Annotated in this window: 23 protein-coding genes and 1 tRNA gene; 9 read left to right on the forward strand and 15 right to left on the reverse strand. The window is 71.2% G+C overall.

Translation table 11 applies throughout. The annotated features are described in order from the left end of the window. Positions 1–4: 4 nt before the first annotated feature. Entirely contained in the window at positions 5–1693 is a 1689-nt protein-coding gene (locus ABZ193_RS14330; protein ID WP_020419374.1) for a propanediol/glycerol family dehydratase large subunit, read from the reverse strand. Then, positions 1690–2133 carry a diol dehydratase small subunit gene (locus ABZ193_RS14335; protein WP_235716175.1) on the reverse strand — a complete coding sequence of 148 codons (444 nt, stop codon included), beginning with the start codon at positions 2131–2133 and terminating at the stop codon, positions 1690–1692. The genes ABZ193_RS14330 and ABZ193_RS14335 overlap by 4 nt, the downstream gene beginning before the upstream one ends. An 876-nt stretch (positions 2134–3009) precedes the next feature. Between ABZ193_RS14335 and ABZ193_RS14340 the strand changes: the two genes are divergently transcribed. After that, positions 3010–3879: an MIP/aquaporin family protein gene (locus ABZ193_RS14340; RefSeq protein WP_237336120.1), complete on the forward strand. Its 870-nt coding sequence runs from the start codon at positions 3010–3012 to the stop codon at positions 3877–3879. Here ABZ193_RS14340 and ABZ193_RS14345 read toward each other — a convergent pair. Next, entirely contained in the window at positions 3876–5369 is a 1494-nt protein-coding gene (locus ABZ193_RS14345; protein WP_354710138.1) for a GAF domain-containing protein, read from the reverse strand. The genes ABZ193_RS14340 and ABZ193_RS14345 overlap by 4 nt on opposite strands. A gap of 160 nt (positions 5370–5529) precedes the next feature. On the opposite strand from ABZ193_RS14345, the gene adh reads away from it, so the two are divergent. The 5 genes from adh (at position 5530) to ABZ193_RS14370 (ending at position 10343) form a co-directional block, all read left to right on the forward strand. Next, positions 5530–7053, forward strand: coding sequence for an aldehyde dehydrogenase (gene adh / locus ABZ193_RS14350; protein ID WP_237336122.1), 1524 nt, complete (start codon positions 5530–5532; stop codon positions 7051–7053). A gap of 2 nt (positions 7054–7055) precedes the next feature. Next, positions 7056–7424: a DUF779 domain-containing protein gene (locus tag ABZ193_RS14355; protein WP_354710139.1), complete on the forward strand. Its 369-nt coding sequence runs from the start codon at positions 7056–7058 to the stop codon at positions 7422–7424. 11 nt (positions 7425–7435) lie between these two features. Continuing rightward, the gene (locus ABZ193_RS14360) at positions 7436–9301 is read left to right on the forward strand and encodes a propionyl-CoA synthetase (RefSeq protein ID WP_354710140.1); all 1866 of its coding nucleotides are present in this window, start codon (positions 7436–7438) and stop codon (positions 9299–9301) included. Between the two features lie 38 nt (positions 9302–9339). After that, a complete protein-coding gene (locus ABZ193_RS14365) occupies positions 9340–9825 on the forward strand; it encodes a hypothetical protein (protein WP_354710142.1) in 486 nt (161 codons plus the stop codon). A 140-nt stretch (positions 9826–9965) separates the two neighbouring features. Then, on the forward strand, positions 9966–10343 hold the full coding sequence (locus ABZ193_RS14370) for a hypothetical protein (RefSeq protein WP_354710144.1): 378 nt from the start codon (positions 9966–9968) through the stop codon (positions 10341–10343). Between the two features lie 12 nt (positions 10344–10355). Here ABZ193_RS14370 and ABZ193_RS14375 read toward each other — a convergent pair whose 3' ends face one another. From ABZ193_RS14375 to ABZ193_RS14395, 5 genes are all read right to left on the reverse strand, one after another. After that, on the reverse strand, positions 10356–11096 hold the full coding sequence (locus tag ABZ193_RS14375) for a lysyl oxidase family protein (RefSeq protein WP_354710145.1): 741 nt from the start codon (positions 11094–11096) through the stop codon (positions 10356–10358). 161 nt (positions 11097–11257) lie between these two features. Continuing rightward, complete coding sequence (locus tag ABZ193_RS14380) at positions 11258–11668, reverse strand: hypothetical protein (protein WP_237336127.1); 411 nt, start codon at positions 11666–11668, stop codon at positions 11258–11260. 706 nt (positions 11669–12374) lie between these two features. Next, positions 12375–12448: transfer RNA gene (locus ABZ193_RS14385), tRNA-Leu, on the reverse strand. 42 nt (positions 12449–12490) lie between these two features. Next, positions 12491–13816, reverse strand: a complete 1326-nt coding sequence (locus ABZ193_RS14390; protein WP_020419385.1) for an NAD(P)/FAD-dependent oxidoreductase — start codon at positions 13814–13816, stop codon at positions 12491–12493. Positions 13817–13900: 84 nt separating this feature from the next. Continuing rightward, positions 13901–14641 (reverse strand): uracil-DNA glycosylase, encoded by a 741-nt coding sequence (locus tag ABZ193_RS14395; protein ID WP_020419386.1) that lies wholly within the window; start codon positions 14639–14641, stop codon positions 13901–13903. Here ABZ193_RS14395 and ABZ193_RS14400 point away from each other — a divergent pair. Together ABZ193_RS14400 and ABZ193_RS14405 are read left to right on the forward strand one after the other, a co-directional pair. Further along, complete coding sequence (locus ABZ193_RS14400) at positions 14640–16112, forward strand: peptidase S10 (RefSeq protein WP_020419387.1); 1473 nt, start codon at positions 14640–14642, stop codon at positions 16110–16112. The genes ABZ193_RS14395 and ABZ193_RS14400 overlap by 2 nt on opposite strands. Before the next feature lie 213 nt (positions 16113–16325). After that, complete coding sequence (locus ABZ193_RS14405) at positions 16326–16535, forward strand: hypothetical protein (RefSeq protein ID WP_237336128.1); 210 nt, start codon at positions 16326–16328, stop codon at positions 16533–16535. 46 nt (positions 16536–16581) lie between these two features. On the opposite strand, the gene ABZ193_RS14410 is transcribed toward ABZ193_RS14405, so the two are convergent. The 7 genes from ABZ193_RS14410 to ABZ193_RS14440 all read right to left on the reverse strand — a co-directional run bounded on the left by ABZ193_RS14410 (position 16582) and on the right by ABZ193_RS14440 (position 24358). After that, positions 16582–18318 (reverse strand): S8 family serine peptidase, encoded by a 1737-nt coding sequence (locus tag ABZ193_RS14410; protein ID WP_237336129.1) that lies wholly within the window; start codon positions 18316–18318, stop codon positions 16582–16584. An 82-nt stretch (positions 18319–18400) separates the two neighbouring features. Next, a complete protein-coding gene (locus ABZ193_RS14415; RefSeq protein WP_237336130.1) occupies positions 18401–19354 on the reverse strand; it encodes a Ppx/GppA phosphatase family protein in 954 nt (317 codons plus the stop codon). A 9-nt stretch (positions 19355–19363) separates the two neighbouring features. Further along, positions 19364–20515 (reverse strand): lytic murein transglycosylase, encoded by a 1152-nt coding sequence (locus ABZ193_RS14420; protein WP_354710146.1) that lies wholly within the window; start codon positions 20513–20515, stop codon positions 19364–19366. 939 nt (positions 20516–21454) lie between these two features. Then, positions 21455–21961 carry a DUF501 domain-containing protein gene (locus ABZ193_RS14425; RefSeq protein ID WP_020419393.1) on the reverse strand — a complete coding sequence of 169 codons (507 nt, stop codon included), beginning with the start codon at positions 21959–21961 and terminating at the stop codon, positions 21455–21457. Between the two features lie 27 nt (positions 21962–21988). After that, positions 21989–22507 carry a septum formation initiator family protein gene (locus ABZ193_RS14430; RefSeq protein WP_020419394.1) on the reverse strand — a complete coding sequence of 173 codons (519 nt, stop codon included), beginning with the start codon at positions 22505–22507 and terminating at the stop codon, positions 21989–21991. 33 nt (positions 22508–22540) lie between these two features. After that, positions 22541–23827 (reverse strand): phosphopyruvate hydratase, encoded by a 1287-nt coding sequence (gene eno / locus ABZ193_RS14435; protein WP_020419395.1) that lies wholly within the window; start codon positions 23825–23827, stop codon positions 22541–22543. 78 nt (positions 23828–23905) lie between these two features. Then, positions 23906–24358: a VOC family protein gene (locus ABZ193_RS14440; RefSeq protein WP_020419396.1), complete on the reverse strand. Its 453-nt coding sequence runs from the start codon at positions 24356–24358 to the stop codon at positions 23906–23908. 84 nt (positions 24359–24442) lie between these two features. Between ABZ193_RS14440 and ABZ193_RS14445 the strand changes: the two genes are divergently transcribed. Then, the gene (locus tag ABZ193_RS14445) at positions 24443–24847 is read left to right on the forward strand and encodes a tetratricopeptide repeat protein (protein WP_020419397.1); all 405 of its coding nucleotides are present in this window, start codon (positions 24443–24445) and stop codon (positions 24845–24847) included. Positions 24848–24920: the final 73 nt, after the last annotated feature.

A 24920-nucleotide genomic window follows, 5' to 3' on the forward strand; every position in this document is an offset into this window, starting at 1 on the left:
CTCCTCAGACGACTTCCTGCTCCGGGTTCTGCGCGCTCACCACGTGGCGCAGACGCTTCATCTCTTCCCAGCGCGCCCCGGTCGGCCGGTAGCCGCTGCCCGGGCCGGCGTAGTCGTTGACGTCGTTGATCGCGGACAGCGTCTCCAGCTCGGGCGTCAGGATGGCCGAGGTGTGCAGCAGATCCCCGGACACGCGCTGCCGCAACACCGCCAGCAGCGACTCGGCCATGTCGGTGAACCCGGCGCCGTCCAGGGCCTTCACGATGTCCACCCCGGTCACGCCGCGGTCCATCACCGACTGCGCCGCCTTCAGGTCCTCCAGCACGTCCCGCAGCGGCAGGTCCTTGCTGCCGTGCGCGTAGGTGACCGCCTCGACCTCCTTGTCGGTGATCGGCGGCAGGTCCAGCTGGGCGAAGACGCCCTGCAGGGCGCGGGCGGCGCGGTTGCGGGCGGCGAGGATCTCCGCCTCCGGCACGTGCCGCAGGCCGCCGTCGACCTGGAGGTCGCGCTGCAGCACGTTCCAGTCGTCGTAGTCCTCGGCGTCCACATTGGATCCCGCGAACATGTTGTCGTAGTTCGGCGTCGACGAGTAGCCCGAGCAGACGAAGTCGGTGCCGGGCAGCAGCTGCGGCAGCAACCGGGCGACGCGGCGCATGTCCGAATGCGAGAACGACTGGTCGTTGCCGGATGCGCACTCCAGGTCGACCATGCTCGCGATCAGGTTCTCCGCGAGCACCGCGCGGATCCCGGCCGGCACCGCGCCGGGCACGCCGATGCAGCTGATCGAGCCGTTCTGCAGGCCCTGCACCCCGGCGCCCTTGGTCACCAGGATGCAGCGGATCTCCAGGTACAGCATGGACTTGCCCTCGGCGTTGCCCATCTGCACCTCCGACCCGGTGCCCGAGGTGAACCGCATCTTGATGCCGCGCGAGGCGTAGGCCGAGGCGAGGAACGCCTTGGACCACGGGGTGTCGTCGCCGTCGCAGAACACCGGCTCGGTGCCGTACACCGAGATCGTCTCGGCGTACGCGGTGATCCCGCGCATGCCCAGCTCCAGCTCGGTAGCCTCCTCCAGCGCGCACTGGGTCAGCACGCCCGGCGTGCCGGCCTGGGCGCCGACCTGCAGCGCGATCGCCACGAGCGGCGCGTACCGGACGACGCCGAGCGTGGTCTCCAGCTCGCGGAACCCGCGCAGCGAGGCTTCCGCGGCGTCGGCGGCGACCTGCACCGGGTTGTCCCGCGCGCTGGTCGCGTGCGCCTGGTTCGCCGGCGTGCGGCGGGCGCGCATCTTCTGCAGCGCCATCATCATCTCGACCACGTTCATGGTCTTGACGACTTCGAGCAGCTTCGCCGGGGTGAGCCCGCGGGTCAGGGCGAGCACGTCCTGCCGGGTGGCGCGCGGGTCGACCAGCAGGTGCGCGATCTCCACCGCAGGCACGGCCATCGCGTGCTCGGTGGCCTCGACGTCGATCGCGTGGTCGGCGATGAACTGGTCGAGGAAGTCGAACTCGGCCCGTGGCTTGCCGTCCATCTCGACGATCACGCCGTCCTCGACGCGCACGCCCGGTTCCGGGTCGTACGGGCTGTCCATCGCGACCATGCCGACCTCGGGCCACTCCTCGACGAACCCGTCGAGGTTGACCGGCCGCTGCTCCAGAGCCTCGGTCCGCTTCGACCGTCGTGCGCCCGTCATCGGCCGTCCTCCCGTGCCAGGATGTCGCGTCGTTCGTAGACGTCGGCGGCCTCGCGGACGAGCTGCGCGCACAGCGTCGCGGAGTACTTGGACTCCAGCTCGTCGGCGATCTCGCCGAGCTTTGCCTTGGTGGAGGCGCGCGGCCGGAGCGAGTTGTAGATCGACAGCACCAGCTCGTCGGGCAGCGCGGTCAGCTCCGCCGCGCGGCGGAAGTTCTGGGCGAGCTGCGGGCGGCCGACACGCTCGGCGATCTGGGCCTGCAGGCGCAGGGTCTCCGGCGCGATGCGCAGGTCCTCCGGCGCGACCTCACCGGCGAGCACGGCCGCCATGGTGAGCTCGTCGAGGCGTTTTCCGGTCGGGGTCTTCAGCAGTTCGGGGCGCCGCGCCGCGAGCGGGTAGTCCCGGCCCGGGTCGAGGTCCACCTGGCTCGGAGTAGTCACGGGCCGGACCGTAAGCGGCGTCACGTTGCATCAACGTTGCACGTCACGGGCCGAGGTGAGCGGCCACCCGGCTCGGCGAACCCCCACTCGGCTCGGCGAACCCCACTCGGAGGAACCGCACCCCGCCACCCGGCACCGTGGCGGCTCCTCTCGGCGGCGGGCTCGCCGCTGCGGGCGGCGAGCCGCCAGGCCCGGGCGGCAATGGCGGCACCGAGCGCAGGGCTCCGCGCACCGGCGAGGCTCGGACACTCCAGACGGCGGTGGCCGCGCCGAGCGGCAAGTCCCCCACTCCACGCGGCGATGGCCACGCCGACCGGCAAGCCCCCCACACCAGACGGCGATCGCCACGCCGACCGGCAAGCCCCCCACACCAGACGGCGATCGCCACGCCGACCGGCAAGCCCCCCACACCAGACGGCGATCGCCACGCCAAGCGGCAAGCCCCCCACACCAGACGGCGATCGCCACGCCAAGCGGCAAGTCCCCCACTCCACGACACGATCGCCACACCGAGCGGCAAGTCCCCCACTCCAGACGGCGATGGCCGCTCCGGCGAGCGGGCCACCCCCGGCTCAGCGTTCCCCGCGCCCGCGAGGAGCCGGCCACCCGGCGGCGAGCCGCCCCCCGAAGGCGGCAACAGCCGCACCGGCGGCCGTGTCGATCCCTCCCAGCGGCGGGCTCGCCGCTCCGGGCGGCGGGCGGTCCGCCCCGACAGGCGCGGCAGGCTGCGGCGGGCGGCCACCCCCGCCAGCGTGTTGGCCACCACCCAGCGAGCCGGCCACCCGAGCGGACTGCGGCCGGCCCAGCGGCGCAACGTCGGTGCAACCCGCGGCTTCGCAACCTGTCCGGCATCCGTACTGCGTCAAGGAGGACCCAGTGACCGATGTGGCACCCCTGCGCCGGCCCGCCGGCCTGAGCCGGTTGACCGGCGGCCGCGGCGACCTGCTCGCCGAGTTCTTCGGCACGTTCCTGCTCATCGCGCTCGGCGACGCCTGCGTGGCGATGGCCGTCGCGGGCCTGCCCGGCTCCGGGCGCACCGCCGGGGCCACCACGATCTTCCAGGGCACCGGCGACTGGCTGCTGATCGTGTGGGGCTGGGCCTTCGCCGTGGCCTTCGCGGTCTACGTGGCCGGCGGCGTCAGCGGGGCGCACCTCAACCCCGCCGTGACGCTCGCGATGGCCGTGCGGCGGCGGTTCCCGTGGCGCAAGGTGCCCGGCTACTGCGGCGCGCAGCTGGCCGGCGCGTTCACCGGCGCCGCGCTCGTGTACGCCGTCTACCACCCGGCGATCAGCGCGTTCGACACCGCGGCCGGGACGCCGAAGAGCGAGGCGACGTTCTCGATCTTCGCGACCGTCCCGGCGCCGTACTTCACCAGCTGGTTCGGCCCGCTGCTGGACCAGGTCGTCGGCACGGCCGTGCTGCTCGTGGTGGTGCTCGCCCTGATCGACGCCCGCAACAAGGCGGTCTCCCCGAAGATGGGGCCGCTGCTGATCGGGTTCACGGTCGCCGCGATCGGGCTGTCCTACGGCGCGAACGCCGGCTACGCGATCAACCCGGCACGCGACTTCGGGCCGCGGCTGTTCGCGTTCTTCGCCGGCTGGGGCGACACGGCGATGGACCCCTACCTGTGGGTGCCGATCGCCGGGCCGCTCGTCGGCGCCGTCGTCGGCGCGCTGCTGTACGACTTCTTCATCGGCGACGTGCTGCACGCGCGGCAGGTCGCCGAGGAGAAGTTCGTCGGCTAGTCCTCGCCGAGCAGCCACTCCAGGCGGGCCGACGCGACGGCCCGCCTGGGGTCGTCGGCGGGCAGGCGGCGGGTGAGGTGCTCGAACACCTCGACGTCGTCCCGGCCGGTGTCGCTCTGCGCGAAGGTCCACAGCACGTCCGGATCGGGGTGGCCGAGCACCGCGGTGCGCACCGCGGCGACCAGCTGCTCCCGCTCGGCTCGGATCGCGGGCGCGTCCGACCGGTTCAGCAACGGCGCCGGGCAGGCCGCGACGGCCGCGGCGACGTCACCGGTGTTCAACGCCCGCCGCGCACGCAGGAAATCGGCCTCCACCTCGGCACGAAGCTGGTAGGGCTTGGCCCGCATGACGTCACCGCCGAGCTGCCCGCGCAACCGGTGGATCTCCGCCCGCACGGTCGTCGGGTTGCCGTCGTCGCCGTAGAGCTGCAACGCCAGCTGCTCGGCGGTCAACCCGGCGGGGTGCAGCGCGAGCAGCGCGAGGATCTCCGCGCGGCGCAGGGTGAGCGGCAGCGCGCGGCCGTTCATCACCGCGGCCGGGTTGTCGCCGAGAAACGACAGTTCGAGCGTCGGCCGCCGGGTGGCCGTGGTCGTCCGGAGCCGCAGCAGGTACCCCTCCGGCAGCGGCTCGACGTGCGCCTCCCGGCCGTCGTCGAGCAGCACCCGGTCGGCGTCCACCGCGACCCGCTTCGGCAGCCGCCCCAGCCGGTCGGCCGCGATCACCCGCCCGGTCGGGGTGAGCAACGCGCCCGGTTCGCCACGCAGCCGCGCGAGGTGCGGCATGTTCTTCGTCAGCAACTGGCCGTCCAGCCACTCCATCCGCCGCCGCAGGTGGCTCTCGGCGAGCTGCGCGGTGGCGTTGACCAGCGAAACCGTCGCCGGGTGCAGCGTGTCCAGCAGCCCGCTGACGTCGATCGCGCCGAGCAGGTCGCCGGTGTCCGGGTCGTGGATCGGGGCGGCCGCGCAGGTCCAGCCGTGGTAGGTCTTCACCAGGTGCTCGGCAGAGTAGATCTGCACCGGGGCGTCCACGGCGAGCGCGGTGCCCATCGCGTTGGTGCCGATCGCCCGCTCGGACCAGCCGGTCCCCTCGCACAGCCCGACCGGGTCCGCCTGGCTGCACAGGTTGGCGGGTCCCTCCCGCCACAGGATCGTGCCCTCGGCATCGGTGACGATCATGACGTGCCGCGACTCGTCGGCGATGCTGCCCAGCAGTTCGCGCAACGTCGGCAGAACGGCGTGCAACGGGTGGGCGTCGCGGACGTCGGCCACCTCGTCCGGTGCGTAGACGATCGGCGGACGGAAATCGTCCGGATCGATGTGCGCGGCGAGTGAGCGTTGCCAGGACTCGGAAATCACCGGACGGGGTGAAAACTGCGCGCGGTCACCACTCAGAGTTGCTTCGCGAACCTGTTGCAGCACCTCGAACTGCGCCAGCGGGTCCGACGCCAGGTGCAGCGCCGTCGGGGCGTCGGTCACGGTTTCGGCGTCCATTGAGCACTCCGGCGTCGTCGACGGAACGGGCACCGAAAGCATGCCGGGCGCCTGCCGCGTTCGGCAACCGTTGCAACGACGCTGCAACGTCGCCTTCCCTAGCTTGGCGCCCGGTGCGCCGAAGCCGTTCGCACCGAACACCGATCCAGGAGGCAGGCTCATGACGAAGTACGCCGCGCCGGGCGAAACCGGCAGCGTCGTCGCGTTCGAACCGCGGTACGACCACTTCATCGGCGGCGAATACGTCCCGCCGGCGAAGGGCGACTACTTCGAGAACCCGACGCCGGTCACCGGCAAGACCTTCACCGAGGTCGCGCGCGGCACGGCCGAGGACGTCGACCGCGCGGTCGCCGCCGCCACCGGCGCCGCCGCCGCGTGGGGTCGCACCTCCCCCGCCGAGCGCGCCGCCGTGCTGCTCAAGATCGCCGACCGGATGGAAGCCAACCTCGAGAAGCTCGCGGTCGCCGAGTCGTGGGAGAACGGCAAGCCGGTCCGGGAGACCCTGGCCGCCGACATCCCGCTGGCGATCGACCACTTCCGCTACTTCGCCGGCGCCATCCGCGCCCAGGAGGGCGGCATCTCCCAGGTCGACGCGGACACCGTGGCCTACCACTTCCACGAGCCGCTCGGCGTGGTCGCCCAGATCATCCCGTGGAACTTCCCGATCCTGATGGCCACCTGGAAGCTCGCGCCCGCGCTCGCGGCGGGCAACTGCGTGGTCCTCAAGCCCGCGGAGCAGACCCCGGCGTCGATCCACGTGCTGCTGAGCCTGATCGCGGACGTCGTCCCGGCCGGCGTGATCAACGTCGTCAACGGGTTCGGCGTCGAGGCCGGCAAGCCGCTGGCCCAGCACAAGGGCATCCGCAAGGTCGCCTTCACCGGTGAGACCACCACCGGCCGCCTGATCATGCAGTACGCCAGCGAGAACATCATCCCCGTCACGCTGGAGCTGGGCGGCAAGAGCCCGAACATCTTCTTCGCCGACGTCGCGGCCGAGCAGGACGCGTTCTACGACAAGGCTCAAGAGGGCTTCGCGATGTTCGCCCTCAACCAGGGCGAAGTCTGCACCTGCCCGTCGCGCGCGCTGATCCAGTCGTCCATCTACGACCGGTTCCTCGCCGACGGCGTGGCGCGCGTCGAGAAGATCAAGCAGGGCCACCCGCTGGACACCGACACGATGATCGGCGCGCAGGCCTCGAACGACCAGTTCGAGAAGATCCTGTCCTACATCGACATCGGCAAGCAGGAGGGCGCGGAGGTCCTCACCGGTGGCGGCAAGGCCGACCTCGGCGGCGAGCTGGCCGGCGGCTACTACATCCAGCCGACGGTGTTCGCCGGTGACAACAAGATGCGGATCTTCCAGGAGGAGATCTTCGGCCCGGTCGTGTCGGTCACGAAGTTCGACGACTACGACGACGCCATCAAGATCGCCAACGACACGCTGTACGGGCTGGGCGCGGGTGTCTGGTCGCGCGACGGCAACACCGCGTTCCGCGCCGGCCGCGAGATCCAGGCCGGTCGCGTGTGGACGAACTGCTACCACGCCTACCCGGCGCACGCGGCGTTCGGCGGCTACAAGCAGTCCGGCATCGGGCGGGAGACCCACAAGATGATGCTCGACCACTACCAGCAGACGAAGAACCTGCTGGTGTCGTACTCGCCGAACGCGCAGGGGTTCTTCTGATCATGAGCCGGGTGGATCTCACCGACGCCGCCGCGGACCTGCTGCGGCGGCTGGCCGGACAGCACGGTCCGCTGATGTTCCACCAGTCCGGTGGGTGCTGTGACGGCAGCGCGCCGATGTGCTACCCGGCCGGGGAGTTCCGCACCGGCGGATCCGACGTGCACCTCGGCGACCTCGCGGTCGCCGGGGTGCCGGCCCCGATCCCGGTGTGGATGTCGGCCGCGCAGTTCGAGTACTGGCGGCACACGCACCTGACGATCGACGTGGTTCCCGGCCGGGGCAGCGGGTTTTCGCTGGAAGCCCCGGAGGGTGTGCGGTTCCTGATCCGGTCGCGGCTGCTGACCGACGAAGAGTTGTCCGAACTGGACTGAGAGGACGGGGCATGGGCGGGTACGCCGGCGTCTACGAGGAAAGTCTGCGTGATCCGGAGGGTTTCTGGACCTCCGCCGCATCAGCGATCAGCTGGACGCGGCAGCCCGATCGCGCGCTGGACGCCGAGCGCCCGCCCTGGTACCGGTGGTTCCCCGGCGGCAGGCTGAACACCTGCTACAACGCGCTGGACCGGCACGTCGCCGCCGGGCACGGCGACCGCGTCGCCCTGATCTACGACTCGCCGGTGACCGGTTCGTCGGCCCGCTTCACCTATACGGAGTTGCTGGACGAGGTCTCCCGGTTCGCCGGAGCGCTGCGCGGGCTGGGCGTCGAGCGCGGCGACCGGGTGGTGCTGTACCTGCCGATGATCCCGCAGGCGGTGATCGCGATGCTGGCGTGCACGCGGCTGGGTGCGGTGCACTCGGTGGTGTTCGGCGGGTTCGCGCCGAAGGAGCTGGCCGTGCGGATCGCCGACGCGCGGCCGAAGGTGGTGGTGTGCGGTTCGTGCGGCATCGAGCCGACGCGGGTGATCGAGTACAAGCCGATCGTCGACGAGGCGATCGCGTTGTCCGGCGAGTCGCCCCAGGTGGTGGTCTTCCAGCGGGAACAGGTGCGTGCTGCGCTGCGACCGGGCGAGCACGACTGGGCCGGTCTGGTGGCGAACGCTTCGCCGGTGTCCTGTGTGGAGGTTGCCGCGACCGATCCGTTGTACGTGCTGTACACGTCCGGCACGACGGGCAAGCCGAAGGGCGTGGTGCGGGACAACGGCGGGCACGCGGTCGCGCTGGCCTGGTCGATGGCGAACATCTACGACATCGGGCCGGGCGACGTGTGGTGGACCGCGTCCGACGTCGGGTGGGTCGTCGGGCACTCCTACATCGTCTACGGACCGCTGCTGGTGGGCGCGACGACCGTGCTGTACGAAGGAAAACCGGTCGGCATGCCCGACGCCGGCGCGTTCTGGCGGGTGATCTCGTCGTACGGGGTGAAGGCGCTGTTCACCGCGCCGACGGCGGTGCGGGCGATCAAGAAGGTGGATCCGTCGGGTTCGCTGCTCTGCGACATGCCGACCTTGCGGACGCTGTTCCTGGCCGGGGAGCGCCTGGACCCGGAGACGTACCAGTGGGCCACGGCGTCGCTGGGGGTGCCGGTGGTGGACCACTGGTGGCAGACCGAAACGGGCTGGGCGATCGCGGCCAATCCGCGCGGCCTGGAGCCGCTGCCGCTGAAGCCGGGGTCGCCGAGCGTGCCGATGCCCGGTTACGACGTGCGGATTCTGGCGGAGTCCGGCGAGGAGCTGCCGCGCGGCGCGGAGGGCGCGGTGTGCGTCCGGTTGCCGCTGCCGCCGGGCACGCTGCTGGGCTTGTGGAACGACGACTCGCGGTACGTGTCGTCGTACCTGTCGCGGTATCCCGGGTACTACCTGACCGGCGACGGTGGTTTCGTCGACCAGGACGGCTACCTGTTCGTGATGGGCCGGACCGACGACGTGATCAACGTGGCAGGTCACCGGTTGTCGACGGGCGCGATGGAAGCCGTGCTGGCGGCGCATCCCGCGGTGGCGGAGTGCGCCGTGGTCGGGGTGGCGGATTCGTTGAAGGGCCAGCTGCCGCGGGGTTTCGTCGTGCTGAAGGCGGGCGCGTCCGCGGAGGGCCTGGAGGAGGAGCTGGTGGCCGCGGTGCGCCGGGACATCGGCGCGGTGGCGGCGTTCCGCTCGGTGACGGTCGTGGACGCGCTGCCGAAGACACGATCGGGCAAGATCCTGCGCAAGTCGATGCGAGCGATAGCCGAAGGCCGCGACGAGGCGGTGCCGTCGACCATCGAGGACCCAGCGGTGCTGGAGAAACTGCGCGAGGTGCTGTCAGCAGACGGCTGAAGCTCGACAACGGCCGGCGCCGGGTTGACAATCCGGAGATGACGGGCTGGCGGCGGGTTTGCCCGCACCCCTGGAGGGTCGTCTACGGGGTGTTCGTGTGGATCGGACTGGGGTTGACAACGCTGGTCGGCGGCGTCCTCCTCTTCGGCGGCAGTGAGGTCGGGTCGGTGCCCGGCGCGGTAGCGGCGATGGTCTTCTTCGCCGGCTGGAGCGTGCTGGGTTTCCGGTTGAGCCGGGTCGGCGTGCACGTGGGCGCGGTGGGCGTCCGGTACTGCACGCTGACGCGGACGTGCACGAAGCCGTGGCGCGACGTGGTGGGGTTCGAACTCCGCCGATACGTGGTGGCCCAACCCGTGGCTGAGGCGTGGACGATCTGGATCATCACGAGCACAGGCCCACCCGTGGAAACGGACATCGGCTTCATCCGACCGCACCACCCCCGATCTCTCCGTTCGGAGGCCGAAGTACGCACCGCCCTCACCGAATTGCACGCCGCGCTGGCGTGGAGTCGCCGAACCACGTGACCGCCCCGCTCGAGGAAGTCGACCAGCCCGTCGTTCGAGTGGCCGTCGTCGCCCGCTCCTACGGAGGCGGCGCCGGTACCGGAAGGCCAACGTCCGAAAACCAGGCCGGAAAACGTCCTCCCCCACCGCATACTGGTCGGGTGCGACTGCGGACCCACATTGCCAACTCGCCGGCTGCCATCGATCATCGGCTGGATCCCTACCGAGACCGCGTCGCGCGGTTGCTCGACTCCGACGGCCGGACCGCGGGCTACCTGCTGTTGCTCACGCAGGTCTGGTACGAGGCGCGCGGCCCGTGGTGGCGCCGCACCTGGTCGGCGGGCGTCGAGAGGCTCGACTGGTTCGCCGAGGTGCTCACCGACGGCGAATGGCTCCACACCGACGGCGGCTGGATGTACACCGAGGACGCCGTGGCCGAACTGTCCTCCGGCACCTTCGACTGCTACGGACGGGAATTCGCGATCAGCTGGTTGACCGGCGACGAGGCGGCCGAAGCCCGCGGGCGGTTCGGCGTCTGAGACCGGAGCCGTTCAGGCGGCCGGGCCGTGTGCGAGGACGCGCACCGACGGCCGGCCCTTCCGGCTGGTCAGCGAGAGGTCCACCCAGGTCGCGTTGTTGGTGCGGTCCGCCTCGGTGAAGTGCCCCTGCGCGTCGGCCGTGGCGATGAGCCGGTAGTGGCCGTCGGGGAGGCCGGTGATGTCCACGAACTGGTCCGGCAGCGTCGACGCATACCGGTCCGCCCACCCGACGGACAGCCCCATCGTCACCGTGAGCGAACCGCGGTCCCCGCAACCGCTTTCCGAGTACACTTTGGACCGCGGGGCACCGGGCAGGGAGCGCCGGTAGGAGTTCGTGTCGTAGAAGCAGAACCCGGCCTTCACGGCGACGCTCACCACGCCGCCGTCCAGCCGCACGAGCTGGTAGGTCTCGAGGTCGCGGATGTGCCAGTGGTCGTGCCCGTCGCCGCCGTACACGAGCCCGGCCGGAACGCCCACGTCCGCCCGCGAGCCATCCGCCCGCGAGACCCGCTGCACGACCCGGAACGGCGCGTCCACGGACACGCGGGACGCCGCGACCTCGAACGGCCCCCGCCCCACGTTCACGATCGTCGCCGAGAACCGGAGCTGCTGCTGGCCTGCCGGGCTCGTCGTGACCTTCACGTCGCTGAGCGGCGCCATGCCGAGGTCGGGACGCAACTCCTCCTCGGCGGACGCGACCCCGGGGACGAACAGGAGAGCCGCCAGCACAAGCAGCCCGATCCGGCGGAGCACGGTTTACCTCCGGCAACAGTCAGCGGTTGCCGGAAACGCACACCGCGCTCGGCCACATCGACATCGACGCCAGACGATCTTATTGCCTCCACAGACGCTGCGCCCGCCGGGCGGACAGCAAGATTGCGGGCCAAGCACGGTGATGACCCGCAGCACGGTGCTTATTCGGCCGAAGAGGACTCCAGGCCCTGGTTCGCGTCCTTCCAGAGTCGCCGTGCGCGGTGCCGTATCCGCTGCGTCGCGCCGGTTCTGCCGACCTCGTCGAGGACGCCCAGCAACGCGGAGACCGGATGACCGCCTTCGAGCCAGTCCAGGGCACGGGCGGACCAGTAGTCGCTGCCACTGGTCAGCGCGAGACGCAGCAGTTCCTCCCACGGCGGGTCAGCAGGCACCCCGGCGGTCGCGCGTTCGACCTCGGCGTAGTGGAGCTCGAGCATCGGCAGCAGGGGCACGAGCCAGTCCAACGGCTGGACGCGCCCCCACCCGTCACCGAGCACCCACCGCCCCTGGCAGTCGAGACCGAGCACGCGCCCGCCCGCCTGGAGCACGGGCTGCCAGTCGATCTCGTCCACCGGAAAACACTATCCGCCCCGGCAATGCTGGAGAACGTGCGACTCCGGACCCACGTGGCGAAATCACCTCTGCCCACCACCGCGCAGGTCTGGTGCGGAGCCCGGGGCCGGTGGTGCTGGCGGACGACACGGCCGCCGTATTCGCTGCGCAGGGAGCGTTTCGGCGCCTGAGGTACGATCCCGGGATGTCGATCTTCCGAAAGGGCGATGGCGCGTAGGTCGCCGAGCCAGGTCCGCGCTGACGCTCCCCGTCGGCGTCGGCCACACGAAGCGGTCGTCCCAGGCATCTCCGCGGGCGGGCAGGCCCGGATGGCTCGCCTCGAACGCACCCGTCACATCGACGTCGCCCGAGCGCTGCTGACCTGGGAGCGCACCTTCGCGCGGCGGCCTCACTGGGCGTGGGACCTCGACCGGCGCTGCGAAATCCCGGAGTGCTGCCCCGACCCCGACGAACTTCGCCGAACACTGCTGACCGCCGCCGCGCAGTTGCCTCCCCGGGACGCCCGCGCTTTCCGCGAACGCTTGCGCGCCTTGGGTGGTTTCGATCTCGCGGATTCGTGCGGTGCTTCGATCGAGGTGCAGGTCGACAGCCCCCGATCTTCTCGAACGTGGGCCTCCAGCGTTGGAGCCCACTCATCACGCGCTCAGCCGGCTGGAGCTGCTGATCTCACGATCCTCAGCCCCAACGCCCTGACCTGCGATCCAGTGCCCCCGACGGGGTTCGAACCCGCACTGAATCGATTTTAAGTCGACTGCCTCTGCCGGTTGGGCTACGGGGGCACCGTCAGCCTAGGCGAACGGCCCCCGCAGCCCCAGCGCAGGTCAGGACTTCGAAGCCCGCGTGAACTCTTCCTTCGGGTTGTTGATCTGCCCCAGCGACACGACCTCACGCCGGAACAGGCCGCCCAGCATCCAGTCCAGCAGGATGCGCACCTTGCGGTTGAACGTGGGCATCGCCTTGAGGTGGTAGCCGCGGTGGAAGAGCCAGGCCGGGAAGCCCTTGATCTTCAGGTTCAGCGCGTCCGCGACGCCCTTGTGCAGGCCGAGGCCGGCCACCGCGCCCAGGTTCTTGTGGAAGTAGTCCACCGGCTGGCCGCCGCGCAGCGTCTTGATGATGTTCTTCGCCAGGTGCCGCGCCTGCCGGACCGCGTGCTGCGCGTTCGGCGGGCAGGTGGCCGTCGGGTCGCTCTCGGTGCGCGACAGGTCCGGCACCGCGGCGTTGTCGCCCGCGGTCCAGACGTCCGGGTGGCCGACGACCTGCAGCGCGGCGGTCGCCTCGACCCGGCCGCGCTTGTCGATCGGCAGGTCCGAGTTGGCCAGCACCGGGTTGGCCTTCACACCGGCGGTCCAGATGATCGTGTCGCTGTCGAACTCGGTGCCGTCCGAGAGGACCACCCGGCCGTTCTCGAACGACTTCGCCGCGGTCGACAGGTAGACCTCGATGCCGCGCTTCTCCAGCTGCTCGACCGTCCACACGCCGAGCGTCTCGCGGACCTCGGGCAGGATCCGGCCCGCGGCCTCGACGAGCACCCAGCGGATGTCCTCCGGCTGGATGTTCTCGTAGTACCGCGTCGCGAACCGGGTCATGTCCTCGAGCTCGGCCAGCGCCTCGATACCCGCGAACCCGCCGCCGACGACGGTGAAGGTGAGCAGGCGCTTGCGCAGCTCGGGGTCCAGCGTGCTGGCCGCCTCGTCGAGCTTGGTCAGCACGTGGTTGCGCAGGTAGATGGCCTCACCGATGGTCTTGATGCCGATGCCCTCTTCGGCCAGACCGGGGATCGGCAGCAGCCGCGGCACGGCGCCGAGCGCGACCACGAGCACGTCGTAGTTCAGCTGCTCGATGTGCCCGTCGGCGGCCTCCACCGTGACGGTCTTGCGCTCGTGCTCGATCTTGTTGACCCGCGCCGTCAGGACGTGGCAACGCTTGAGCACGCGCCGCAGCGGCACCACGACGTGGCGCGGTTCGATGGCCCCAGCCGCCGCTTCCGGCAGGAACGGCTGATAGGTCATGTGCGGCTGAGGGTCGACGATCGTCACGGAGGCTTCGTTGGCGCGGAGCTTCTTCTGGAGTCCCAACGCGGTGTAGAGCCCGACGTAACCGCCACCCAGAATGAGGATCCGAGTCGGTTCCGACTTCGCTGCGGCCATAGGCACATCTTCCCACTCCCACCGGCTGGGCGCTCGTAGACCCTCCCCACCTGTGACCAGGGTCGCGGACCTGCGCGAAACGATTCAGAGGAGCCCGGCCACGCCCGCCGCACGGCTCAGCACGTCGCGCAGCATGGCCGGGGTGAGGCGTCCGGTGAAAGTGTTCTGCTGCGAGACGTGAAATGACCCAAAAAGGTGAAGATCGGGGGTCCCGGACAGGACGAAGTGAGCGCCGTGGCCGAACTTCGGCGCCGGTTTCGGCACCGTCCAGGTCTGCGCCAGCACCGGCAGCAGCGCCTGCCAGCCGAACGCGCCGAGCACGACCACCGCGCGGAGTGTCGGAAGTAACAGCTCGAACTCCCGCACCAGCCACGGGCGGCAGTTGTCCCGCTCCGAGGGCAGCGGCTTGTTGGCAGGCGGCGCGCACTTGACCGGCGCGGTGATGCGGACACCCCGCAGCTCCAGGCCGTCGCCGATGTGGGTGGACGTCGGCTGCGACGCCAGCCCGATGTCGTAAAGCGTCCGGTAGAGGAAGTCGCCCGAGCGGTCGCCGGTGAACATGCGGCCGGTGCGGTTGGCCCCGTGCGCGGCCGGGGCGAGCCCGACGATGGCCAGCGACGCGTCCGCGGGCCCGAACCCGGGCACCGGGCGGCCCCAGTACGTCCAGTCGGCGAAGGCGGCCCGCTTGGTCGCGGCGACCTCCTCGCGCCACTCGACGAGACGCGGGCAGCGGCGGCACTCGCTGACCGCCGTGTCCAGTTCGGCGAGGGTGCGGGGCTTTCGTCGGGTCACATCGTCAGTGTGCTCCGCTAGGTTGGCGATCATGCCGGAAACCCCCGAAGAGGAGACGAAGACCGAGGCCGCGCCCGAACCGAGCGACGACCTCGTCACCACGCAGCACACGCTCACCGTCAAGCGGCGCAAACTCGCGTACACCGCGCAAACCGGACGAGTCGTGCTGCGCAAGGAAGTGCACACCGACGGCAAGTTCGACGGCCACACCGCCAAGGCCGAGGTGTTCCTCACCTCCTACACGCTCGACGGCGCGGAGCCGGGTTCGCGGCCGGTGACGTTCGCCTTCAACGGCGGCCCCGGCTCGGCGAGCGTGTGGCTGCACATGGGCGTGCTGGGGCCGCGGCGGGTGGTGTCCGGCGACGTCGACTCGCCCGAGCCGCCGCCGTACCGCGTGCTGGACAACCCGGAAACCCTGCTGGCGCACAGCGACCTGGTGTTCATCGACCCGGTGTCCACCGGCTACTCGCGGCCGAAGAAGGGCGAAAGCGTCAAGGACTACCACGGGTTCACCGCCGATGTGGAGTCGGTGGCGGAGATCATCCGGCTGTGGACGTCACGCAACGGCCGGTGGCTGTCGCCGAAGTACCTGGCCGGCGAGTCCTACGGCACGCTGCGGGCGGCGGCGCTGGCCGGGCACCTGCAGGAGCGGCACGGGTTCTACCTCAACGGCCTGATGCTCATCTCGAGCGTGCTGGACTTCGGCACGATCCGGTTCACCGAGGGCAACGACCAGCCGTACCCGCTGTTCGTGCCGACGTACGCGGCGATCGCGCACTACCACGGCAAGCACGGCAAGCGGAAGCTGGCGGACGTGCTGGCCGAGGCCGAGGACTTCGCCGCGCGCGAGCTGCCGTGGGCGCTGTCGCGCGGTTCGCGGCTGACGCCGGAGGAGAAGGCCGCGGCGGTGCGGAAGCTGGCGTCGCTGACCGGGCTCGACGAGTCCTATGTGGACCGGGTCAACCTGCGGATCGAGCACGTGCGGTTCTTCACCGAGCTGCTGCGGGAGCGCGGGCTGACCACGGGCCGGATGGACGGCCGCTTCACGACGTGGGAGCCGGACGGCGGACGCGAACTGATGAGCGACGACGCGTCGGTGTCGCGGATCATCGGGGCGTATTCGGCCGGTTTCAACCACTACGTCCGGTCCGAGCTGGGCTACGAGAACGACCTGCCGTACGAGGTCCTGTCGATGGACGTGGTGCGGAACTGGTCGTACTCGGAGTTCGAGGGCCGCGCGGTGTCGGCGGTGGAGGCGCTGAGCGCGGCGATGCGGGCGAACCCGCACCTGAAGGTGCACGTGGCCCTGGGCTACTACGACGGCGCGACGCCCTACTACGCCGCCGAGCACGTGCTGGCGCACCTGCAGATCCCGGAGAACCTGCGCGGCAACATCGAATCGGCCTACTACCCGGCCGGGCACATGATGTACGTGCACGAGCCGTCACGGGTCCAGCAGTCGAAGGACCTGGCCGAGTTCGTGCGGTCGAGCAGCAACCGCTGACGGCGCATGCCGCCCCGCTCGGTGTGTGGGGCGGCACGGCCGGACGGTGGGACTCGCGCACGGGAACGTGGAACTCACGCGCAGGAGCGTGGGACTCGCGGGGTTCCGGGGAAGAGCGGGACCCCGGCTGCGGCTGTTCGACAAACGCCACCACGGTGGCGATTTGCTCCACTCGGAGCAGTTGGTTCCCGGCAGGCGGGGAATCCGGCCGCCGTGGCGGAGGAGCCGGACCCGGCGGTGCTCGCCTCGATGCGCCGCCGCCTGCGCGTCGGCTCGGCTCTGGCGACGATCGCGCTGCTCGCGGCGGTGCTGGCCGTCGCCGTCGGCTGGGTGAGCATCTCCACGGCTGCGGCTCCCATAGCCGGTCTCGCTGTCGGCGCCGCCCTCGGCTGGTGGCAGTACACGCACATCCGCTCAGCGTGAGAAGGGCCGCCCCCGCACGCGCGGGAGCGGCCCTTCCGCCACCACCTCAGCCGCGCAGGTATGCGGCTCCCCTGGTCACCGCGGCGTAGGCGTCCACCGCTCCGTGGCCGTAGAAACCGTTGAACGACGGGCTGCCCTGGCAGGTCGCGGTGAACGAGTCATCGCGACCCTCGTCCAGGTAGTCGACCGTCGCGGGGACCGGGCACGCGATCGGCGCCGCCGTGCCCTCGATGATCCGCTGCACCGTGTCCGGGCTCATCGTGATCCCGCCGCGGCCCGCCCGGCCGTACTCGGACACGATCAGCGCCGCCACGCCGCTCGCGTGCGGGGCGGCCATCGACGTGCCCTGCAGGAACTGGTAGTACGCCGCCCGGCCGTCCTTCGTGACCGCCTTCTGCACGCCCGCGGCCGCACCGTCGGGGGTCACGTTGCCGTCCGCGTCGATCGTGCCTTCGGCGACACCGACGTTGCGCGGGTACGCGGACAGGATCATGTTCTCGTTGGTGCGGTACCAGTCCGTGCCGAACCCGTCGCGGAAGAATCCGCCCGGCGCGGACACCGAGATCTGCTCCAGGCCGTAGTTCGAGTAGTCCGCCTTCGCACCGGACGGGCCGAACGCGGAGACCCCGATGGTGTGCGGGCCCTCGACCGGCAGCGACAGGCAGGTCGCGTTGTCGATCGTGCGCGGGTGGGCCGACGACGCCGGGTAGTCCGGGCTCGTCGTGTCCGGCTGCGGCGCGCCAAGGTCGGTGTGCTGGTTGCCCAGCGCTGCGACCTCGGTGACGCCCTTGCGGTAGGCGTAGTTCATCGCCCGCGTCATGGCCTCGGTGACGGTGCGCTGCTCCAGCTGCTGCTCGGCCGAGTCCGCCGGGTTCGAGGCGCAGTTGTAGAGCCACGGGTCGACGTAGAAGCTCATGTTGACGACGTCGACGCCCGCGTCACCGGCGTAGGTGATCGCGTCGACGACCGGCTGGAGGAAGAAGAACCCGGAGTCCTGGCCCGCGCGCAGGTTCACCAGCGTCACGTTCGGGGCGACCCCGGAGATGCCGAACCCGTCCGCGGCCGCGGCGATCGTGCCTGCGACGTGGGTGCCGTGCCCGTTGTCGTCGTGGTCGGCGGGGTCAACACAGCCGCGGAACTCGCACGGCCCGTCCACGACCGCGCCGGTCGGGTCGGTCGGGATGTCGCGGGTGAAGTTGCGGGACGCGCCGCGGTCGAAGTTGGGGGCGATGTCGGGGTGCGTGCCGTCCACACCGGTGTCGATCACACCCACCTTGACGCGCTTGTCACCCGGCTGCACGGTGCGCGACATGTCCGAGCGCACCGACTTGAGGCCCCACAGCTGGTCGTCCAGCGGGTCGGTGCCGGTGGCGCCGGTCGTCGCACCGCTGCTCTTGGGCGCCTGGCGGCCTTCCTTCTCCACGTCGGACCGCTTCGGCGCGACCTTGCCGGTGGGGGCCTGGCCGATGGCCGTCGCCTTCGCCGCGCCGTAGACCGCGTCGTCGGCCGACACGCGTTGCACGAAGCCGTTCGCCGGGGCGGTGGCCGTGATCAGGCCGACCGCCGTGTTGGTCCGCACCACGGTTCCGCCGGCCTCGCGGATGGCCTGCTCGGCGGCGGCGACGCTCTGTTCGCCGGAGGCCAGCACGGTGAACTCCGTGGCGGGCCCGGACAGCGCGGCGGGTTGTGCGCTCGCGCTGGGAAGAACGACGGCCCCGCCGATCAGCGGGACCGCGAGCGCCGCGATGAGCAACCTGGTTCGTCTCAAGGAACTCCTCCTCATCAGGGTGAGGAGGAACCTACCTTCCGGATCGCCCGATCCGGTACGAAAACCCTACCTTCGTCGGGTGCGGGAGCCGCACCGCTCAGGCGAGCGAGAGCGCGATCCCGTCGAGGATGTCGTGCTCGCTGACCACCAGTTCGGCCGGCCCGCCGCGGCGCCCGATCTCCTCGGCGAGGATCTGCACGATCAGCCCGCCGCCGCCGATGACGTCGACCCGGCCGGGGTGGATCACCGGGTTCGCGGCGCGCGCGTCGTGGTCGGCCTCCAGCAGGTGCCCCGACACGCGCGTGATGTCGGCCGGGGTCAGGCGCGACAGGTGCGTCCGCTCCGAGTCGTACTCGGGCAGGTCCTGGGCCACCGCGGACAGCGTGGTCACCGTGCCCGCGACGCCGATCCAGGTGCGGGCCTTCGACACGTCCACGACGTCGAACGCCTCGGCGAGCACGCCGGTGGCGAACTCGCGCGCGGCCACGATCTCGTTGGACGTCGGCGGGTCCGATTTCAGCCCGCGCTCGGTGATCCGCACGCAGCCGATGTCGACCGACTTCGCCGCGGTGACCGTGGCGCGCTTGCCGTCCCACTCGCCGAGGACCAGCTCGGTCGAGCCGCCGCCGACGTCGACCACCAGGAACGGCCCGTCGTCCGGGTCCTGCTCGCCGACCGCGCCCATGAACGACAGGCGGGCCTCCTCGTCGCCGGAGATCACCTCGGCCTCCACGCCGAGGACCTCGCGCGTCATCGCGAAGAACTCGTCGCGGTTGCTCGCGTCGCGCGTCGCCGAGGTGGCGACCATGCGGACCTTCTCCACGCCCTTGCGCCGCGCGGCGATGGTGTAGTCCTTCAGCGCGGCGCGCGTGCGCTCCAGCGCCTCGGGCGCCAGCCGTCCGGTCGCGTCCACGCCCTGCCCGAGCCGCACGATCCGCATCTCCCGATGCAGGTCACGCAGGTCGAAGGTGCCGTCGTGACGCTCGGTCAGCTCGGCCACCAGCAGACGGATGGAGTTCGTTCCACAGTCGATCGCGGCAACACGGGGCATGCGCCCACCCTACGGGGTCGGCCCGGTCGTCGAACCCGTGGTCGAGGTCTCCGCGCCCGTCTCGGGTGGCGCGCACGGCGGCAGCGTCTCCGACGTGGGCGGCGCCGTGGTGGTCGTCGTCGGGCTCGGCGGCGTGGTGCTTTCGCAGGTCGGCGTGGTTTCCGGGGGCGGGGTCGTCGTGGTCGTCGTGGTCGTGGTGGTGGTCGTCGTCGTGGTGCGGCCCGTGGTCGTGGTGGTGGTGCCCAGGTCGGTGCGCCCGGACGGCGACGGCAGGGTGCTCGGCGGTGGCGCGGCGAGGATCGTCGGCGGCGGGGTGACCGGGGGCGGGGTCGGGACGGCTGTCGCGGACGGCGCGCCGACCGGCACGTCGCTGTCCGGCAGCAGGGCGACACCGCTGCGGTAGGCCTCGGCCCAGCGGATCACCGTTTCGACGTAGGCGTCGGAGTTGTTGTAGCGGTAGATGGCGGCGCGCAGCTGGGCCGGGTCGGCGAGGTCCAGACCGCCGGAGCACAGGTAGCGCGCGGTGGCCAGGGTGGCGTCGTAGATGTTGTTCGGGTCGGCGACGCCGTCGTGGTTGCCGTCGGCGCCGTAGAAGTTCCAGGTGGTCGGGATGAACTGGGTGGGGCCGACGGCGCGGTCCCACACCGTGTCGCGGTCCCAGCGGCCGCCGTCGCTGTCCGGGATCGCGGCCACCGGGCCGACGCCGTTGAGCTGCGGGCCGAGGATGGGCTCGCGGGTGGTGCCGTTCGCGTCGACGTACCCGCCGCGCGCGTGGTTGGACTCGATGCGGCCGATGCTCGCGATCAACGCCCAGTCGATGTGGCACTCCGGGCGCTCGAGGGTCATGACGTCGGCGGCGTTGCGGTAGGCCTTGAGGGCGGTGCCGGGAATGCCGAGGGGGCCGGTGGGCAGTTCCTCCGCCGGGACCGGTTCCGGCGGTTTCGGCAGCTCACCGTTGACGCTGACGCGCAGGATCTCCGGCGGCGCGCCCTGGATCGGGCCGATCGCGCGGTTCTGGTCGACCGGGGTGGTGGCCGTCCAGGTCTCGGTGCCGCCGCCGGCCAGGCCGGCCGGGATGACGGCGAGCACGCCGCCCATCGCGGCGAGCGTGGTCTTGTGGGCCAGGCCGATTCTTCGCGCCTTGCGGCGGGCAGCCCTCACACGAGTCCGGCGCACATCCTCATCCCTCCCCGAGCGGCGACACATCCGATGCTGAACCGCGGGATGTGAAGTCCGTGTTACCGAGAAGGTGATCGTCGGAACCGGCCAGAAGTGTTAGCCGGAAGTTCCGACGTTGGTAGGGGTTTTTGTGCGGCGGGTGCGGGTTTTTGTGGCACCAAGTGGCCATCGGTGGGTGGGCGAGTGGGAATGTCGTGGGGTTTCGCGTGGTTGGGTTGTGCGGCGAATTGGCGGATTGCTTGCGGCCGAACGGTGCAGTGGTGGGGTGGCGCCGGTTGAAAGGACCGTTCAACGGAGGCGTGCTCAGCCGGCAGCGCCCAGCGCCGGCAAGCAGAGCGGCGAGTGCCGGTGGACTCGGCGGCGGGCGTAGCGTCGGCGGGCTCGACGCCTAGCGGGGCGTAGCGCCGACGGTCTCGACACCCGGCGGGGCGTCACGCTGGCGGGCTCGACATCCAGCGGGGGCGTACCGCCGACAGACTCGACGCCCGGCGGGGCGTAGCGCCAGCGGGCTCGACGCCCATCAGCGTCACGCTGGCGGACTCGACGCCCAGCGGGCGTAGCGCCAGCGGGCTCAGCATCCAGCAGGGGCGCAGCGCCCCGCGAGACACCACGCTCCCGGCCACTCGGTCGCGGGCGCACCCAGCAACCACCGCCGGCAAGCAGGGCGGCCAACGCTGGTGGGCTCAGCGTCCAGCCGGGCGCAGCACCGGCAGAGCCCTGCGGGGCACCGCGCTCCCGGTAGCTCAGTCGCGGGGTACCCAGCACCGACCGCGGGCAGCCAGAGCGGCCAGCGTCGGTGGGCTCAGCGTCAAGCGGGGCGCAGCACCCCCAGCGCCCTGCTAGGCACCGCGCTCTCGGCGGCTCAGTCGCGCCCAGCGCCCAGCGCCCAGCGCCCAGCGCCCAGCGCCCAGCGCCCAGAAGCTACTTCGCGCAGTCGCCGCTGGGCCAGTCCGCCTTGAGCAGCTCCAGCGTCTCGTCGCCGAACGGGTTGATCCCCGGGCCCATCGCCAGGCTGTGCGCGAGGTGCACGTGCAGGCACTTGACCCGCCCCGGCATGCCGCCCGCCGTGACCTCGTGCCCGAGCGGCTCCAGCGCGTCCCGCTGGGCGAGGTACGACTCGTGGGCCCGCTGGTACGCCGCGGCGAGCTCGGCGTCCTCCGCGAGCCGGTCGGTCATCTCCTTCATGATCCCGGACGCCTCCAGCCTGCCCACCAGCGACGTCAGCCGCGGGCAGGTCAGGTAGTACAGCGTCGGGAACGGGGTGCCGTTCTCCAGCCGCGGGTTGGTCTGCACGACGGACGGGTGCCCGCTCGGGCAGCGCGCAGCCACCGCCCGCAACGCACGCGCGGGCCGGCCGAGCTGCTCGGAGATGATGATCCGGTCAGCCTCGGTGACCGGTTCGAACGAGGGCAGGTCCGTCTTGCTCACGAACCCATTGTCGCAGCCATCGCGCCGTCAGCCGCCGACGGTGCTCCACAGCTGCTGATACCAGGCGGCATCCCCGGAAGCCACCGGGTCCGGCGCCTGCCCGGCAGGCGGAACCGCGCCCTCACCGGGCAACTGCACGATGTAGGGCGTCTCCCCGGGCATGACGTACCGCAGCCGCCGCCGGGCCTCCGCCTCGACCTGCGCCGGGTCCGACACCGCGGCCTTGCGCTGCTCCAGCAGTTGCACGTCGTGCTGCAGTTGCGCCTGCCGCTGCTCCTGCTCGGCCACCTCGGCGCGCTGCGCGAGGTACGTGCGCAGCGGCACGGCGACCGTGAAGGCCAGCGCGCACACCACGATCGCGAGCACGGCGGCCCGCCGCGTGGTGGACATCCCCAGCACCCGCGCCGCGCCGGCGCCGGGCTTGCCCTGGCTCCGGCGCAGGCGCGCCTTCCCGGCGGCCACCCGCCGGGCGAGCTGCGGACGGCGCGCGGGCGCCCCCTCCGCACGGCGGGCCGACGAGCCCTCCGTGCGCCGGGGGCGCCTCACGCGCTGGGATCCGCGTTGCGTCATCTACGCCGGTCAGCTCTCCGCCGAGAACCGCGGGAACGCCAGCTCGCCGGCGTACCGGGCGGCGTCGCCGAGGGTCTCCTCGATGCGCAGCAGCTGGTTGTACTTCGCGACGCGCTCGCTGCGCGCCGGGGCGCCGGTCTTGATCTGGCCCACCCCGGTCGCGACCGCGAGGTCGGCGATCGTGGTGTCCTCGGTCTCGCCGGAGCGGTGGCTCATCATCGACTTGTAGCCGCTGGACGTGGCCAGCGCGATCGCGTCGAGGGTCTCCGACAGCGTGCCGATCTGGTTCACCTTCACCAGCAGCGCGTTCGCGGCGCCGCGGTTGATGCCGTCCTCGAGGCGGTCCGGGTTGGTGACGAACAGGTCGTCGCCGACCAGCTGGACCCGGTCGCCGATCTGCTGGGTCAGCGCGACCCAGCCGTCCCAGTCGTCCTCGGAGAGCGGGTCCTCGATCGACACGAGCGGGTAGGCGTCCACCAGCTCCTGGTAGTAGGCGCCTAGCTGCTCGGCCGTCCGCTTGCTGCCCTCGAACGTGTAGGAGCCCGCGGAGAAGAACTCGGTGGCGGCGACGTCCAGCGCCAGCGCGATGTCCCGGCCCGGGGCGTACCCGGCCTTCTCGATGGCCGTGGTGATCAGGTCCAGCGCCTCGCGGTTGCTGGACAGGCTCGGCGCGAACCCGCCCTCGTCGCCGAGACCGGTGGCCAGGCCGCGGCCCTTCAGCACCGACTTGAGCGAGTGGTACACCTCGGTGCCCCAGCGGAGCGCCTCGCGGAAGGACTCCGCGCCGATCGGGGCGATCATGAACTCCTGGATGTCCACGTCGGTGTCGGCGTGCGCGCCACCGTTGAGGATGTTCATCATCGGCACCGGCAGCACGTGCGCGTTCGGGCCGCCCAGGTAGCGGAACAGCTCCAGCTCGGCCGACTCGGCGGCGGCCTTCGCGACGGCGAGCGAAACACCCAGCAGCGCGTTCGCGCCCAGCCGCGACTTGTCCGGGGTGCCGTCCAGGTCGACCAGCTTCTGGTCCACGATCCGCTGGTCGACGGCGTCCACACCGGCCAGCTCGGGGCCGATCTCGTCGAGCACCGCGGCGACCGCGCGCTCGACACCCTTGCCGTTGTAGCGCTTGGGGTCACCGTCGCGCAGCTCGACGGCCTCGTGTTCGCCGGTGGACGCGCCCGACGGGACAGCGGCCCGCGCCAGCGTGCCGTCGTCGAGAGCCACCTCCACCTCAACGGTCGGGTTGCCACGCGAATCCAGGATCTCGCGCGCGCCTACCTGCTCAATGACCGCCACAACTGCTCCTCATCGGTTTGTCCAGCGAAGACGCGACCAGCGTAGCCGCCATCGCCGTTCACCCGGTGGAGGCACGCGTCACTCGCCGGCCCTGACCTCCTGCCACCCGGACGGCAGATCGGCGGTGTCCGAGATCTGCTGCCAGAACGTCCAGCTGTTGCCCCCGCAATCCAGCACCGTGAACACCCGCGCCCCGTACGGCTGGTCCTGCGGCGGCGGCACGTCGCAGCCCTCCCCGAGCGCCGCGCAGACGTACTCGTGCTGCGCGTCGGCGTCGGGCACGTACACGACGTTGAGCTGCCCGACCGGGCGGTCGACGCCCTTCGCCTCCCAGTAGTCGGCGCCGACCCCGGCGAGCACGATCTCGGCGTCACCCGCGGCGACCACGGCCTGGAAGACCTGGCCGGACGCGTCCACGTAGCGGACCTTCTCGGTGAAGCCGAAGACGCGCACCAGCCAGTCGAGCGCCTCCGTGGCATCGGTGTAATACAGGTAGGGCGAGAGTCCGAGATACCGCGGTTCTTCGCTCATGACCGGTTAGTGCATCATGCCGCCCCGAGCCACCCTGATCGCCCCTGCCGAAACGCGCTTTCCGGGGGTAACGTCGATCAGAAGATGGAAGACTCAGAGACCCCGCGGGGAACAGCAGGCCGCCACCCGCTGCACGCGTTTCGCGAGGCGGAGGATCTCGTCGAGAAGCGGCGTCCACTGGACGCGCTGAAGGCGCTGCAGCCGGTGCTGGAAAGCGAACCGGACAAGCCGAGCGTCCAGCTGCTGGCCGGGCGCGCCTACTTCCACTCCGCCCAGCTCAACCGCGCCGAGCAGGCGCTGACGCGGGTCCTCGAGCTCGACCCGTCCGACCACTACGCCCGCTTCGTGCTGGGACGCACGCTCCAGAGGTTGGGACGGCTGGTCGAAGCTCTGGGACAGCTGCGCATGGCCTGGGCGATGAACCCGGTGCCGGAGTACCAGGACGCGTTGTCCGAGGTGAATGCGCGGGTTCGTCTTCAGGAGGGTTGATCTTCCGGCTGGGCGCGTCGCCGGGGTTGGTGCGGCTCTAAAGATCAAGGGATGTCCTCGCCGGACGGGCAGG

The organism is Amycolatopsis sp. NPDC006125 (assembly GCF_040614195.1).
Lineage (GTDB): Bacteria > Actinomycetota > Actinomycetes > Mycobacteriales > Pseudonocardiaceae > Amycolatopsis_E > Amycolatopsis_E tucumanensis.

Excerpts from the sequence above, each read along its gene's own strand:
- ABZ193_RS14330 (WP_020419374.1), bottom strand. The coding sequence starts at position 1,693 with ATGACGGGCGCACGACGGTCGAAGCGGACCGAGGCTCTGGAGCAGCGG.
- ABZ193_RS14345 (WP_354710138.1), bottom strand. The coding sequence starts at position 5,369 with ATGGACGCCGAAACCGTGACCGACGCCCCGACGGCGCTGCACCTGGCG.
- adh (WP_237336122.1), top strand. The coding sequence starts at position 5,530 with ATGACGAAGTACGCCGCGCCGGGCGAAACCGGCAGCGTCGTCGCGTTC.
- ABZ193_RS14355 (WP_354710139.1), top strand. The coding sequence starts at position 7,056 with ATGAGCCGGGTGGATCTCACCGACGCCGCCGCGGACCTGCTGCGGCGG.
- ABZ193_RS14360 (WP_354710140.1), top strand. The coding sequence starts at position 7,436 with ATGGGCGGGTACGCCGGCGTCTACGAGGAAAGTCTGCGTGATCCGGAG.
- ABZ193_RS14365 (WP_354710142.1), top strand. The coding sequence starts at position 9,340 with ATGACGGGCTGGCGGCGGGTTTGCCCGCACCCCTGGAGGGTCGTCTAC.
- ABZ193_RS14390 (WP_020419385.1), bottom strand. The coding sequence starts at position 13,816 with ATGGCCGCAGCGAAGTCGGAACCGACTCGGATCCTCATTCTGGGTGGC.
- ABZ193_RS14400 (WP_020419387.1), top strand. The coding sequence starts at position 14,640 with ATGCCGGAAACCCCCGAAGAGGAGACGAAGACCGAGGCCGCGCCCGAA.
- ABZ193_RS14395 (WP_020419386.1), bottom strand. The coding sequence starts at position 14,641 with ATGATCGCCAACCTAGCGGAGCACACTGACGATGTGACCCGACGAAAG.
- ABZ193_RS14410 (WP_237336129.1), bottom strand. The coding sequence starts at position 18,318 with ATGAGGAGGAGTTCCTTGAGACGAACCAGGTTGCTCATCGCGGCGCTC.
- ABZ193_RS14415 (WP_237336130.1), bottom strand. The coding sequence starts at position 19,354 with ATGCCCCGTGTTGCCGCGATCGACTGTGGAACGAACTCCATCCGTCTG.
- ABZ193_RS14440 (WP_020419396.1), bottom strand. The coding sequence starts at position 24,358 with ATGAGCGAAGAACCGCGGTATCTCGGACTCTCGCCCTACCTGTATTAC.
- ABZ193_RS14445 (WP_020419397.1), top strand. The coding sequence starts at position 24,443 with ATGGAAGACTCAGAGACCCCGCGGGGAACAGCAGGCCGCCACCCGCTG.